Source organism: Flammeovirga pectinis (assembly GCF_003970675.1).
Lineage (GTDB): Bacteria > Bacteroidota > Bacteroidia > Cytophagales > Flammeovirgaceae > Flammeovirga > Flammeovirga pectinis.
Genome location: NZ_CP034562.1, coordinates 5,006,257 through 5,020,000, shown reverse-complemented (window position 1 = coordinate 5,020,000; position 13,744 = coordinate 5,006,257). Strand labels below are relative to the sequence as shown.

The following is a 13,744-nucleotide window of genomic DNA, read 5'->3' as shown; positions in this document are numbered from 1 at the left end:
CAGACAAAGGCAAGTTATATACGCGTTACGCACCCGTGCGCCGGTCGTCAGCAAGTGCAAGCACTCCTGTTACCCCTCGACTTGCATGTATTAGGCCTGCCGCTAGCGTTCATCCTGAGCCAGGATCAAACTCTCCGTTGTAAGAGTTTTTAGATCAAATAAATGATCAATGTTTTATACCTGTCTCCACGAACTGTTTAAAAGAATTAACTTTATTAGGATCCGCTTTCGCTGATCTTATAATTACTTTCTCATTACATCAAAAGAACGTTTAAGCCGAAGCTTAATGAACTGAATCTCAGTTTATAATTTCAATAAAACCGTTGTTTTATCGATCACCCCTCTAAAGAAGCGAGTGCAAAGGTAAGATATCTTAGTTTAAACTTCCAAATGTTTTTTCAATTAATTTGAAATATTTTTTAGAGGTGTCTAAATCTCATTCTCATTACTCTTTTGCTGCTCTCCGTTTGAAAGCGAATGCAAAGATAAGAAAGGAAATTTAATATGCAATACTTATTTTGTTTTATTTGGAAACTGATAAGTTTTACGCTCTTAAATCATTTAGTGGTTTATATAACTACCTGCTGCATCATGTTTTTTAAAGTCCCTACCGTTGTAAGGGGAGTGCAAAGGTAAGCACGTTTTAATTAAATGCAACATATTCTTTGAATGTTTCTATTTAATGAACGTCAAGACTTAGAAAGTCAACTTGATAGCTCTTATAATAATTACTCTTCTAGGATAATTTCAGGTAGATATACTTCTATTTCTGTTCCAACACCTATTTCTGAAGATAGATTAATTGAACCACTAAGTACCTGAATAGCTTCTTTTACAATAAATAAACCCAAACCTGTCCCTTCACTTAGTTCACTTGCTCTGTAAAACATATCAAAAACATTTTGATGGTCTGACTTCTCTATACCTTCTCCATTATCAATGAATTTTATAGATACTCCATCTTTTACTCTATCTACCTTTATATTTAACGAATGTTCATCTTTTCTAAAATCAACATACTTAACTCCATTAGTCAAAAGGTTTGTAAGAATACTTCTCAGTCTATTTTTATCAATAATAAATTTATCGTCAAGATTTACTTCAATTGACATCTTAAAATCATCTGGGACAATATATTTATGTGAATTAATAATTTCGTCTAATTCATTCTTAAAATTTATTTCATTTGCTTTAATCTTATTTCGGTTATTTCTTAAAAATTCACCAAAATCTTTTATTAGCTCTAAAATTCTATCCACATTTTTGTCCATCATAGGAAGGTAAATTTCCTTTACCACTTCTGGAGCTTCTTTATGTGCTAGATTTACTAATCCTTTTATTGAAGTTATAGGCCCTTTTAAATCATGAGTTGTACTATACAGGAATCTATCTAACTCCTTATTTGTAACCTCAAGTTCTTTGTTTTTATCAATAAGTCCTTGCTCAAATTCCTTACGTTTAGATATATCATGAGCATTAAATATTGTAAAGAGCTTTCCTTTAATTTTAGCTAGATTTGCACTTAATTCAACATCAATATACCCTTTACTTCTTGTTTTTATTTTAACCTCAATTTTAGATGGCGTTGATATATCACCAATTCTACATTGTTGGCGATATTTTAAAATTCTTGAATGATCTTTTTCATCAAAGAAGTCTAAAAATACTTTCCCTCTTAAATCAAAGTAATTATTATACCCCAATAAGCGTTGAAGTCCTTTGTTATAGTTTGCTACCCTGCCAGAATATTCCGCTATAAAGCTATCCTTAGCTGCATTAATCATAGATTTAAGCCAAATTTTTTTACTTTGGTTAAGTTCTTCTGATCTTTTTCTTTCTGTAATATCAGTGATTGCACCAACGAAGCGTAATAACTTTCCTTCGGCATCATATATAGGTCTACCTTGGATATTTAAATATTCTCTGTCATGATGTTTAATTAAATTTTCATGACATTTAATATCTAAATCAATAGGCTTATGAAATAAGTATAAGTCTTTTAATGCTTCTTTAAAGATAAAGCGATAATGTTTATCTATATATTTTAATTGTGTCTGAAACGATGGAACATCCTGCCTTTTAGCATCTGCTCCTAAAAATGTGAATAATTGATCAGACCAATGATACTTCTTCTCTTTCACTTCGTAAACCCAATTACCAACTTGGGTTACACGTTGAATTTCATCAATAAAAGTTTTGTTTCTTTCTAATAAACGAATTGCCTTTTTTTGTTGTGTTATATCTTGCAAGCCACCATACAAACCAACAACTCTATCATGCCTTATAATAGGTCTTCCTGTTAATCGAACCCATTGTTCTCCTTTGTACTTAGGATGAATTAGGAGTTCTAAATCGAAGTCAGATTGTGTTCTATATGCTTGATTTAATATTGCTTTGACACGTTTTAAAGAAGATTCATCACACATTGATAGTAATGCTCCTGGATTTTTAAAAACAAATTCTTGTGATATACCAATTACTTGAGAAACCTCATTCGTTACTTTCATTGATTTAGAGTAACGGTCATAAACCCATCCGCAAGCTTTTATTAAGCGTTGCATTTCCTCTAACATCTGGTTATTTTGTTCTTTTTGTGTGGCATTCTTTAATGTTGCCATCACTCCAAACCTAGTATCTGATAATTTTACCTTACGTGTGTCTACTTCAAAGAGAATTGACTCTCCATCTCGTTTAACTAAATCTAAAAATAATGTTTCTGGAGATTCTAAATCATGAGAAGATATTATTTCTTTAAATTCACTTTTAAAATGCTTTCTTAGTGTAGGGTGAATATAATCTGAAAAGTTAGTTCCTATTACCTCCGTATTTTTTAACTGTAGAAGATCTAATAAATGATCATTTACACGTACCAAACAACCATCATTATCAATAATAGTAAATCCAATAGTACTTTGATTTAGTACGGTTGAGAATAATTCTTCGATAGTAGACCTTGCTGTAACATCTTTACTAATTACTAAACAAGCTAATACCGTTCCTTCTGTATTTTTGATTGGTTGGTAATGGGTTCTCAGGAAAATCGGTTTGCCAACTGTTGATTCATAAGATATTTCTGAAAAAAATTCATCCCCTTTTAATGCTTTTGAAACCCCTATTTTTAATCGTTCATATCGATCGACTAGTTCGTCAAACTTTACACCCTCTTTTTTAGGAGTATGCATCAATTTTCTTCTTAACAATTTAGCCGCCTGATTGTAATGAATAAATTCATAATCATGATCTACTAAAAAAATTGCATCATCAGAATGTTTTAAAAGTAGGTCTACTAATAATTGATCAAATTGATTGGCTTTTAATTGAATATCTTTTAAAGAAAGTAGTTCTCGATATTGCTTTTCTCTAATGGATAAGGCTGATGAATTATCATCAACGATCTTTTTAATTACAATAAACTCATGTACTATCAGATCTAGTTCAATCTCTATCTTTTCTCCTTCTTGATTATATAGCTTTTGAAAAATCTTTTCTTCCGGCTTTAGCTCTTTAAATGAACCAATAAAGATTCCTTTCCACTCTGAAGGGCAGAAATCAAAGAAATTCACTTCTTCTACCGAAGAAAAATTAGGCAAAATCTCACTACCCTTATTACTTTCAATTAATAAGAAATTCTTTTTCTGAACTACTAAAAAAGGAATATTTTTGTCTTTCTCTATTTGAGTTAGGAAAGTCTTATTTAACATAGTAAGTTTCGAATATAGTCTTTAAAGTCATTTGCAGATAGAAATCTAAATAGTAAATATACATTTTTTCAATTATAAATTAACGATACAAATATACAATGTCTACAGAATTGTCTAAAATTGTCACTGGAGTATGGAATTGGGGAAACCTATCTACTCAAGAAATAAACTCACTTATCCATCAAAGTATAGATGCTGGCATCACTAGTTTTGATCATGCAGATATCTATGGAGGATATACAATTGAGAGTAAATTTGGAGAAGCTGTGAAATTATCTCCTGAAGTTAAAGCTAAAATGCAGGTTATTACTAAATGTGGTATTAAGCTTACGACAGATAATAGACCTTCACATTCTATTAAATCTTATGATTCTTCTAAAAAACATATCATTGCATCTGCTGAAAATTCTTTAAAAGAATTACATATCGATGTTATTGATTACCTTCTAATACACCGTCCTGATCCTTTATTAAATCCAACGGAAGTTGTAGATGCTTTTCAAACATTAAAAGATCAAGGGAAAGTAAAAGCTTTTGGTGTAAGTAACTTCTTACCGCATCAGGTGAATGCTTTAAATAAATTTACTCCTTTAAGTATTAATCAAATTGAGATTTCACCTTTACAGACAAACGCATTGTTTGATGGCTCTTTAGATAACTGTATAGAACATGGTATAAAGCCTATGGCTTGGTCTCCTTTAGGAAACGGAAAAATATTTTCGGGAGAATCTGATCACAATATATATCTTCGTAAGGTTATTCAAGAAGTTGGAGTTAAATATGGTTTAGCTATTGATCAAACAATATTTGCGTGGCATTTAACACACCCTGCCGGAATTACTCCTGTTTTAGGAACAACTAAAGGAAGCCGAATAAAAACTGCAGCAGAAGTATTGTCTACAAAATTAGAAAGAGAGGATTGGTTTAGAATTCTTGAAGCTTCACTTGGACACGAGGTACCTTAAGCAAATAATAATTTATGTCTGATAAAACATCAAAAATACAAGATCCTGGAGTTGGTGTTCAATATGATCATGAAACCAAAAGGATAATCAATTCCAATGGTTCGTTTAATGTTAGAAGAAGAGGTACTGCAAATTTTGTAAGAGATGCCTATCATTGGTTAATATCTATCCGATGGTTTCCATTTGTGATTGTTGTTGGAAGTGTAATTCTTTCTACCAATATTATTTATGCATTCCTATACATGGCATGTGGTTTAGAAGATATTTCTGGTGTAATTGTAACCAATAACATGAGTGATAATTTCACACAAGCATTCTTCTTTAGCGTCCAAACTTTTACTACCGTTGGGTATGGGGCTATGGCACCAGAAAGTAACGTTATTGGAATAATTGCAAGTATTGAAGCCTTTAATGGTTTATTGTTATCTGCTTTTAGTACCGGTATTTTATATGGTCGTTTCTCTAGACCTTTATCTAAAATTATCTTTTCTAAGAATGCTATTATTACACTTTTTAAGGATACAAATAAAAAGAGTTTACAATTTAGAATTATCAATAAAAGAGCAAATACTCTATTAAACCTTAGAGCATCTGTTTTTATTTCTATCCAAGAACCTATAACTACTGCAGATGGAAAAGAAATACATAAACGTAACTTTTTTGACTTGTCTTTAGAGAGATCTAAAATTATGTTTATGCCTTTGTCCTGGACTTTAGTACATATGATAGATGAACAAAGTCCACTTTTTGGCATCACTCAAGAAGAAATGATAAAGAGACATGCCGAAGTTTTAATCACTTTAAAAGTATATGATGAAACCTTTGGGCAAGATACTTATACTTATCATTCCTATTATGCTACAGATTTCTTAGAAGGAAAACGTTTTATTAGAAACTTTCAAGTAGATGAAGCCGGTGACATCATTCTTAATGTAAATGATATTCATAATATTGAAGATCAACCTAATTATCAGAAATAATTAAGCAAGACCATCTTTAACTTTTTGGGCTTTACTGTTGCCTATGAGATCTGCTATCTCTTCTACAGAAGCTGCTTTAATGTTAGAGATGGTTTTATATTGTCGCAATAGTTTTTGAATTGTATTTGGGCCTACACCCGGAATATCTTCAAGCTTAGTATGTATACTTGCGTTACTTCTTAAGTTTCTATGGAATGTAATCCCAAACCTATGTGCTTCATCTCTTAAACGCTGTACTAATTGTAATGACCTCGACTTTTTACTTAAGTGTAAAGGAATTGGATCTTCTGGAAAAAAGATCTCTTCTAACTTCTTCGCAATACCAATAATAGGGAGTTTATTATATAAGCCTAAACTTTTTAATGCTTGACAAGCAGCACTTAATTGCCCTTTACCACCATCAATGATTACTAATTGAGGTAGTTTTTGATTTTCTGCAAGTAACCTTTTATATCTTCTATAAACTGCTTCTTCCATAGATGCAAAATCATCTGGACCTACTACTGTTTTAACATGAAAATGCCTGTAGTCTTTTTTGGCTGGTTTTCCATCTCTAAAAACTACACAAGCAGATACTGGGTGCGTTCCTTGAATATTAGAGTTATCAAAACATTCTATATGTACAGGAACATCTTTTAATTGAAGTTCTGACTTTAATTGTAATAATGTTTGATAACTACTTTTCTTATCACTAATCTCACCTCTTGATGTTTCCCTTTCCCTTTTGTAATACATTGCATTTTTAAATGAAAGCTGTATTAACTTTTTACCATCTCCAATTTTAGGAACAGTAACTTCCATTCTATCATCTTCTGCTAAAAAATCAGATACATCTATATTTACAAATACTCTTCTTGAAGATGTATGATAACGCTGTCTAAATTCCATTATGGCATGTAATAGAATATCTGCATCAGACTCATCCATTTTTTTTGTAATCTGAGTAGATTCAGAGTTTACAATCCCTCCGTTCATAATCTTAATGAAGTTTACATATGCAAACTTATCATCTGATACTATTGCATAGACTTCTATTTCTCTTACAGTAGGTGATACAACTAATGATTTTGACTGATAACTGGTGATCAGTTCCAGTTTTTGTTTCCATTTATTTGCTTCTTCAAAAGCTAAACTAGTAACTGCTTCTTCCATTTTTAAAGTAAAGTATCCTCTGGCTACACCCAAGTCTCCTTTTAAAATTTGAAGTATCTGGTCTATATCTTCGTTATAACTTTCTTCTTGTTGTTTCCCTTCGCAAGGTCCTAAGCAATTATTGATATGGTATTCTAAACAAACAGCATATTTACCTGCAGCAACATTCTCTCTTGATAGGTTATAAGTACAATTACGAATTTTATACAACTGCTTAAAAAGATCCAATAATGCACTCATTGTTCTTCCACTTGGGTAAGGGCCAAAATAACGGTGTCTTTTATCTTGTGTATTTCTTGTTGAAAAAACACGAGGAAAACGCTCCTTAGTAACACAAATGTATGGGTATGTTTTATCGTCTTTTAATAGGATGTTGTATTTAGGTTGATTTTTTTTGATGAGGTTATTTTCTAGTAACAAAGCATCAAATTCAGTATCAACAACTACATATTCTATCTTTCTGATTTCCGAAACAAGCTTCTTTGTTTTACGGTTCATTCCCGTTTGTTTCAGAAAATATGATGAAACTCTATTTTTTAGCTTTTTGGCTTTGCCGATGTAAATGATCTTTCCATCCTCATTAAGGTATTTATAAACTCCGGGTTGCATTGGTAGGTTCTTAACTACCTCCATCAATTTATCTTTATGATCCATTCGACTTCCTTATTGCTTTTAATTTGTTGTACTGTAGTAAAACTAAGAGAGGTTTATGTAAAAAAAAAATGCACGTTACTTAATTAGCAACGTGCATTTAATTTATAGTCTGATGAACACTATTTCATATATTTATTTAATAAATCGAAACGTGCTTCAACCATTTTATCTTGATCGTAAGTAGATGGGTCTACTTTTAACGGTTTGGCCAATACAGATGCTAATTTTATTTTCTGGCGTCTAGATAATTTATCAATATCTTTTTTATAATAATAATCTGCTGCCTCACCAATACCATAAATATTCTCTCCCCACTCAGCATAATTAAGATACAACTCAAAGATTCTTGATTTATCTAGAATCATTTCCATTTCAATTGCGGCAATACTTTCTAAGTATTTCCCCAGATTGTTATTATGAGGCATTAAAAACATTGTTCTCGCTACCTTTTGAGAAATAGATGCATTATTAAGTGCTGTATTTTCTGTAATACCATTATGTATATTAAAAGAAGGATCATCAATACCAATTATTGCAGTTTGCAAATCGTTTGGTACAACATCTTTAGGAATAAATTTCGGCGTTTGTACGTGTTCTAAATCAAAATGTGATCTTGCACACATATACATAGACATAGTAGGGTTAGCCCACTTTACATAAAGTGCCCCAAATGCTATATAAATAGCAAATAACAGATGAATACTAAGTACAAAAATGGCTAATCGTTTAATAAAAGGGATAAACATGTTAGTAAGGATTTTATCAAGTAAATGATGTTATTAGGTATATATACAAAATAACAATTACTTCTCACTTTTTAGAGTGTTTAAGCTAAATATTTAAATAAAGTTTAATAAATATCATTCTTTTATTAAAAAAAAGAAAATAATCTAATCATTTTCTTCCTTTTTTCTTATTGGAGCTACAATAGAGATACGTTCCCATATTGCTACTAGATTACAACCTTCTGGATCTTCTTGTAAGAAAATTGAAAACTGTTGAAAAATTCTAAAGGAATTTAACGCTGGAAGTTTCACTCTAAATACATCTTCTTTCTGATTGTATTTAAAAGTACCCCAAGCTCCTTGCGCCTTATTTACTACTAATGTCCACTCTGCAGTATCTGGAATAGCATACAAAGAATAAGTACCTGCATCTAAAGGTTCCCCTGCCAAAGTAATATCTTCCGTAATCGTTATTTCAGTAGCATAATCATCGCCAAAACGCCATAATTTTCTCCAAGGAACTGATACTCCAAATTTTTTATCAAAATCAGATTTCATCTTAGGGCGGCCATAGGTAATTTTCACATATGTACCATTGTCCATTTTATAGGTAGCTAAGCCAGTATCACTCTTTCTGGGCTTATGTTTTAATTCTTGTGCAAATAATTTTCCTACACAAAGAAATAATACTAAAAGGAGTATATGTTTTTTCATTCTGATTTTGGATTAAAAAAGAAGCGAACAGTATACAAGATACTGTTCGCTTCAAATATCGTAAACTTAAACACCTTATCAATAGTGAACGATAACTTTTTCGTCAATATTAATTAAGTGATTAATTCTAAAGCACTCCTTTTGTACTTGGAATTTCGTTATTCCCTTCTTCTACTTGAATTGCCATTCTTATTGCTTTAGCAAACGCTTTAAATGTACCCTCAATAATATGGTGGTCATTATCTCCAGTTGATTTAATATTTAAATTACAACCAGAAGCATCAGAAAATGACTTAAAGAAATGAGAAAACATTTCTACAGGAAAATCTCCAACACTTTCTCTTGATAAAGGTGCATCACAAACAAACCAAGGTCTACCAGAAAAGTCTAATGCTACTTGAGATAACACCTCGTCCATTGGTGCAATAAAGAAACCATAACGGGCTATACCTCTTTTATCACCTAAAGCTTTTTTAAATGCTTCGCCAATTGCTAAACCAGTATCTTCGATAGTATGGTGTTCATCTATATATAAATCGCCTTCTACTTTTACAGTAAGGTCAATTTTTCCATGACGAGCAACTTGATGTAACATATGGTCAAAAAAGCCAATACCTGTAGAAAGGTCAGACTTACCTGTTCCATCTAAATTTACACCAATAATAATTTTAGTCTCATTGGTTACACGTTCAACACGTGCCATTCTTCCATTTGGAGAATAATTTCTTAAATAGTTATATATTTCTACCCAAGACTTAGTTTCTAAAACTGCTTCTGAGTTTTGATTGTCTCCAATAAAAATCCCCTTAGCTCCTAAATTTTTAGCTAATTCTATATCTGTTAACCGATCTCCGATTACAAAAGAATTCTCTAAGTCATAATTGCCTGACATATATTTAGTCATTAAACCTGTTCTAGGTTTACGAGTTGGGGCATTTTCGTGCTCGAAAGTTTTATCGATCAACATATCATCAAACTCAATACCTTCACCCTTTAAGGTTTCTAGCATTTTATTATGAGCAGGCCAAAAAGTATCTTCTGGGTAGCTATCTGTACCTAAACCATCTTGATTAGTAACCATTACTAATTCATAATCTAGTTCTGTAGCTATTTTTTGTAACTGAGAAATTGCTTGAGGAACAAAAGCTAATTTTTCTAATGAATCTACCTGAAAATCTACAGGAGGTTCAACAATTATAGTTCCATCACGATCTATAAATAATGCCTTTTTCATGTTTTAAAGTTTGTTGTTAATTGTTTGACAGTTTATTGTATTGTACCGTTTCTCCATTTTTTTACGGTATCAAACCACACACGTTTGTAATCATACGATCTTTTAAGTTCGTAATGAGTACCCGTAAATTGATTATTATCTTCTATAAAGTCAAATTCAACCTGACCGTGATTTAAGTTACTGTCATAAGACCAACGAATACCACCATCTATATTTGAAACTTCAGAAGGTGGGCCAAAGATAATATAAACAATACCTCTATCCGTCTTCCAACCCTCTTTATATTCTGTAAATTGAATATTTGCATCAGTTACTCTATCAAAATACAATTTGATTAAACGTTTTGCATTGTCTGGTGAACCTGCAATATTGATCCAAAAGTTTTCAAAAGCTTTTCTTGGTCGGCTACCTGTTTTAAAAGAAGCCATTTCATTTTGAGTAGAAATATATACCAATGAAGGGTATACATTTTTCATTTTTTTATACTTCGGAAAATCAGATGGCATAGCCGTAAAACCCATTCCTTCTCTTGATGTCGTATCTGTTTGAACAAAATACAACCCCGTATTTGTTACTTGAATAGGTATGTTTGGTTGTACTTCAAAAGTTGTATCGACAATCATAGGATTTCCAGAATTTGCATTTTCTACCATAGGTGGTGGAGCAGGCATAAAGTCTGTTGAGAAATGAAATACATAGTAATGCTGAGAATCATCTCCTTTAATAATGACATCCTCTCCTTGTCTTATATATTTTGCACTACCGCCTAAATCTACATTAAAATTAGATTGTGCTAATAATGAACCTATGGACAAAGTATTTATTAATGTGATAAGTAAAATAATAGTTCGTTTCATCAAATAAATCTATATAGAGCTGTTGCTAGGTACTAAGTAAAAAATTATCTATTAATATAAATCAGAAAGTTGATAAATAGATAATATGAGTATTAAGTTAATGAATGTCTGTAAATAACAAAAGAGGTTTGAATCAATTACACATGATTCAAACCTCTTTTTATCAATTCATCTTTAATAAAGTATCCTTTTAAAGAAAAAGGTAATACTCTTTGATGATTTTAAATATTTGTCTTAAATAATTTTATAGCAATTGCTAGAAGGATTATACCAAAGACTTTCCTTAGAATATTAGCTCCTCCTTGCCCCAGTTTTTTCTGAATCCATCCAGAGCTTTTTAAAACTAAATAGACAAATAGTAGATTTATAATAATACCTAGAAGAATACTAAAGTTAGAATATTCTGATTTTAATGAAATTATTGTCGTCATACTACCCGCTCCAGCTATTAAAGGAAAAGCCAGAGGTACAATAGACCCAGATCCTTCTTCTTCGGCTTCACTTTTAAAAAGAACAATACCTAGTATCATTTCTAAACCTAATAAAAACAAGATTATAGCACCTGCAATGGCAAATGAGCTAACATCTATTCCAAATAAACCTAGTAATTTCTTACCTAATGCTAGGAAAATTATCATGATAATACCTGCTACTATAGTGGCTTTACCTGATTGTATTTTTCCTTCTTTCTCTCTTAAATCAATAATTATTGGAATTGAACCGATAATATCGATTACTGAGAATAAGATTAGTGACACTGATGCCACTGCTTTAAATGAAACGTCAAAATCCATTTAAGTAATTGTTAAAAACTTATTATTCCGTTACAAAACCAGCAGTTTCAAGATCTTTCCAATAACTTGGATACGATTTTTCTACAACTTCTGGCTCATCAATTTCTAGTTGACCTAATAGAGACAAAGGAGCGAACGCCATTGCCATTCTATGATCTTCATAAGTGTTAATAGACTGACCATCAATAGTAATACCTCCTTTAGGTACTATTATTTCTTCATCTCCTATTACTTCTATTTCTAAACCAAGTTTCTTGATTTCATTGTATAATGCAGCAATTCTATCCGTCTCTTTAATTCTAAGACTTTTTAGACCTATCATTCTACCTTCCATTCCTAAAGCTGCGACTAAAGCAACAATAGTTTGTGCAAGATCTGGGCAATGTGTAAAATCAAAGAAAAATTTATCTGCTCTAGCTGTTTTTGTTAAACGAACGCCATCCGCTTCAAAAGTACTTTCTACTCCTAACTGTTTCATCATCTCAACAATAGCCTTATCACCTTGAAGAGAATTTTCACGTAGATTTAAAATTTTAATTTCGGCCACATCAGATAAAGCTGCAATACTGTACCAATAACTAGCTCCAGACCAATCGGATTCAATAGTATATGCACCGCTTTTATATTCTTGTGGAGCTACAATAATTTCATTCCCTTCCCAAGTATATTTAATGCCAAAACTTTCCATTAGACTTAAAGTCATTAGAATATAAGGTTTTGAGTTTACCTCTCCTTCTAAAACAATTTTTAAGCCTTTTGGTAATGTTGGTGCAACTAGCAATAATGCTGAGATATATTGACTACTTACATCTCCTCTAATAGTAACAGTATCAGAAGATTGTTCAAAACTATTTATTTGATGAGGAGGATAACCGTCCTTTTTCAAATATTCTATATTTGCTCCAATTGAACGTAAAGCATCTACTAAAATACCTATAGGTCTGTCTTGCATACGAGGAGTACCCGTCATGATTGACTTACGGTTATTAGCTGATGCATATGCAGTTAAAAAACGCATTGTTGTACCTGCATCTAATACGTCTAATGTTTCTTCTGATGAATCTAAAAGACGCATCATTGTTTGCGTATCTCTTGCCATAGAGATATTTGATAATTGGATTTCTTCTGTTGCTGAAGCTTGAATTATCAATGCTCTATTACTTTCACTTTTTGATGATACTAATGGTACATCAAGTTTTACGCTCTTACTCGGGTGGTGGATTTTCATTGATTTGTTAGTTTTGTTTGTTTTCAAAAATTTCCATTTCAAAAAGTGTCGCTAGATGTTTTTTTACAACCTCTTCCACTTCATTCATAGGTAATTCTTTGCCTAATTCATTTTGCATAGAAGTAACGGCTTTATCAGAAATACCACATGGCACTATGTTTCCGAAATAATCTAGGTTTGCATTTACGTTAAAAGCAAAGCCATGCATGGTTACCCATCTGCTTGTTTTAACTCCTAATGCACATATTTTTCTAGGGTTTGGATCACCTTCTTCGCCAATCCAAACACCTGTAAGGCCATCTATTCTACCAGCCTTTATTCCATAATCTTTTAATGTTAAGATAACGGCTTCTTCTAGTAGTCTTAAATATTTATGTATATCTGTAAAAAAGTTATCTAAATCTAGAATTGGATAACCTACAATTTGTCCTGGACCATGGTAAGTAATGTCTCCTCCTCTATTAATTTTAAAGAATTCGACATGTTCTCTTTCTAACCCCTCTTTATCTAATAAAAGGTGTTCTTCTTTACCACTTTTCCCTAAAGTATAGACATGAGGATGTTCTACAAAAAGTAAATAATTTTTTGTAGGAAGTGCGTCTTCTCCTCGATCAGTTCTTCTTCTATTTTCTAGTTTTGTTTGAACTATTGCATCAAACAATTCTGTTTGGTAATCCCAAGCTTTTGCATAGGGCATTTTACCAATATGCTGATATTCTACTTTTTTGTTCATGTTCTCT

The 13,744-nt window shown here is 31.7% G+C and carries 11 protein-coding genes and 1 rRNA gene (1 of these 12 cut by a window edge); 2 read left to right on the top strand and 10 right to left on the bottom strand.

Features of this window, described 5'->3' with window-relative positions; all coding sequences use genetic code 11:
- Together EI427_RS19785 and EI427_RS19780 are read right to left on the bottom strand one after the other, a co-directional pair.
- Positions 1 to 141, bottom strand: a 16S ribosomal RNA gene (locus EI427_RS19785); it reaches 1,384 nt to the left of the window's first position.
- Between the two features lie 587 nt (positions 142 to 728).
- Complete coding sequence (locus tag EI427_RS19780) at positions 729 to 3,701, bottom strand: PAS domain S-box protein (RefSeq protein WP_126617995.1); 2,973 nt, start codon at positions 3,699 to 3,701, stop codon at positions 729 to 731.
- 98 nt (positions 3,702 to 3,799) lie between these two features.
- Between EI427_RS19780 and EI427_RS19775 the strand changes: the two genes are divergently transcribed.
- On the top strand, positions 3,800 to 4,666 hold the full coding sequence (locus tag EI427_RS19775) for an aldo/keto reductase (RefSeq protein WP_126617994.1): 867 nt from the start codon (positions 3,800 to 3,802) through the stop codon (positions 4,664 to 4,666).
- A 14-nt stretch (positions 4,667 to 4,680) separates the two neighbouring features.
- Positions 4,681 to 5,646: an ion channel gene (locus EI427_RS19770; protein ID WP_126617991.1), complete on the top strand. Its 966-nt coding sequence runs from the start codon at positions 4,681 to 4,683 to the stop codon at positions 5,644 to 5,646.
- Here the strand turns inward: EI427_RS19770 and uvrC are convergent, their stop codons facing one another.
- The 8 genes from uvrC to lipB all read right to left on the bottom strand — a co-directional run bounded on the left by uvrC (position 5,647) and on the right by lipB (position 13,737).
- Positions 5,647 to 7,452 carry an excinuclease ABC subunit UvrC gene (uvrC, locus tag EI427_RS19765; RefSeq protein ID WP_126617990.1) on the bottom strand — a complete coding sequence of 602 codons (1,806 nt, stop codon included), beginning with the start codon at positions 7,450 to 7,452 and terminating at the stop codon, positions 5,647 to 5,649.
- A gap of 119 nt (positions 7,453 to 7,571) precedes the next feature.
- On the bottom strand, positions 7,572 to 8,198 hold the full coding sequence (locus EI427_RS19760; RefSeq protein ID WP_126617988.1) for a transglycosylase domain-containing protein: 627 nt from the start codon (positions 8,196 to 8,198) through the stop codon (positions 7,572 to 7,574).
- Positions 8,199 to 8,342: 144 nt separating this feature from the next.
- Complete coding sequence (locus tag EI427_RS19755; RefSeq protein ID WP_126617986.1) at positions 8,343 to 8,891, bottom strand: DUF2911 domain-containing protein; 549 nt, start codon at positions 8,889 to 8,891, stop codon at positions 8,343 to 8,345.
- 127 nt (positions 8,892 to 9,018) lie between these two features.
- Entirely contained in the window at positions 9,019 to 10,125 is a 1,107-nt protein-coding gene (gene hisB, locus EI427_RS19750) for a bifunctional histidinol-phosphatase/imidazoleglycerol-phosphate dehydratase HisB (RefSeq protein ID WP_126617984.1), read from the bottom strand.
- A gap of 32 nt (positions 10,126 to 10,157) precedes the next feature.
- Positions 10,158 to 10,982, bottom strand: a complete 825-nt coding sequence (locus tag EI427_RS19745; RefSeq protein WP_126617982.1) for a GWxTD domain-containing protein — start codon at positions 10,980 to 10,982, stop codon at positions 10,158 to 10,160.
- A 221-nt stretch (positions 10,983 to 11,203) separates the two neighbouring features.
- The gene (locus EI427_RS19740; RefSeq protein WP_126617979.1) at positions 11,204 to 11,776 is read right to left on the bottom strand and encodes a MarC family protein; all 573 of its coding nucleotides are present in this window, start codon (positions 11,774 to 11,776) and stop codon (positions 11,204 to 11,206) included.
- 22 nt (positions 11,777 to 11,798) lie between these two features.
- Positions 11,799 to 13,004, bottom strand: coding sequence for a 3-phosphoshikimate 1-carboxyvinyltransferase (aroA, locus tag EI427_RS19735; RefSeq protein ID WP_126617977.1), 1,206 nt, complete (start codon positions 13,002 to 13,004; stop codon positions 11,799 to 11,801).
- Positions 13,005 to 13,011: 7 nt separating this feature from the next.
- Positions 13,012 to 13,737 carry a lipoyl(octanoyl) transferase LipB gene (gene lipB, locus EI427_RS19730; protein WP_126617975.1) on the bottom strand — a complete coding sequence of 242 codons (726 nt, stop codon included), beginning with the start codon at positions 13,735 to 13,737 and terminating at the stop codon, positions 13,012 to 13,014.
- Positions 13,738 to 13,744 lie beyond the last annotated feature (7 nt).

Bases quoted from the DNA above. Each gene is read 5' to 3' on its own strand.
- EI427_RS19780 (WP_126617995.1), bottom strand. From the start codon at position 3,701: ATGTTAAATAAGACTTTCCTAACTCAAATAGAGAAAGACAAAAATATT.
- EI427_RS19775 (WP_126617994.1), top strand. From the start codon at position 3,800: ATGTCTACAGAATTGTCTAAAATTGTCACTGGAGTATGGAATTGGGGA.
- EI427_RS19770 (WP_126617991.1), top strand. From the start codon at position 4,681: ATGTCTGATAAAACATCAAAAATACAAGATCCTGGAGTTGGTGTTCAA.
- uvrC (WP_126617990.1), bottom strand. From the start codon at position 7,452: ATGGATCATAAAGATAAATTGATGGAGGTAGTTAAGAACCTACCAATG.
- EI427_RS19760 (WP_126617988.1), bottom strand. From the start codon at position 8,198: ATGTTTATCCCTTTTATTAAACGATTAGCCATTTTTGTACTTAGTATT.
- EI427_RS19755 (WP_126617986.1), bottom strand. From the start codon at position 8,891: ATGAAAAAACATATACTCCTTTTAGTATTATTTCTTTGTGTAGGAAAA.
- hisB (WP_126617984.1), bottom strand. From the start codon at position 10,125: ATGAAAAAGGCATTATTTATAGATCGTGATGGAACTATAATTGTTGAA.
- EI427_RS19745 (WP_126617982.1), bottom strand. From the start codon at position 10,982: ATGAAACGAACTATTATTTTACTTATCACATTAATAAATACTTTGTCC.
- EI427_RS19740 (WP_126617979.1), bottom strand. From the start codon at position 11,776: ATGGATTTTGACGTTTCATTTAAAGCAGTGGCATCAGTGTCACTAATC.
- aroA (WP_126617977.1), bottom strand. From the start codon at position 13,004: ATGAAAATCCACCACCCGAGTAAGAGCGTAAAACTTGATGTACCATTA.
- lipB (WP_126617975.1), bottom strand. From the start codon at position 13,737: ATGAACAAAAAAGTAGAATATCAGCATATTGGTAAAATGCCCTATGCA.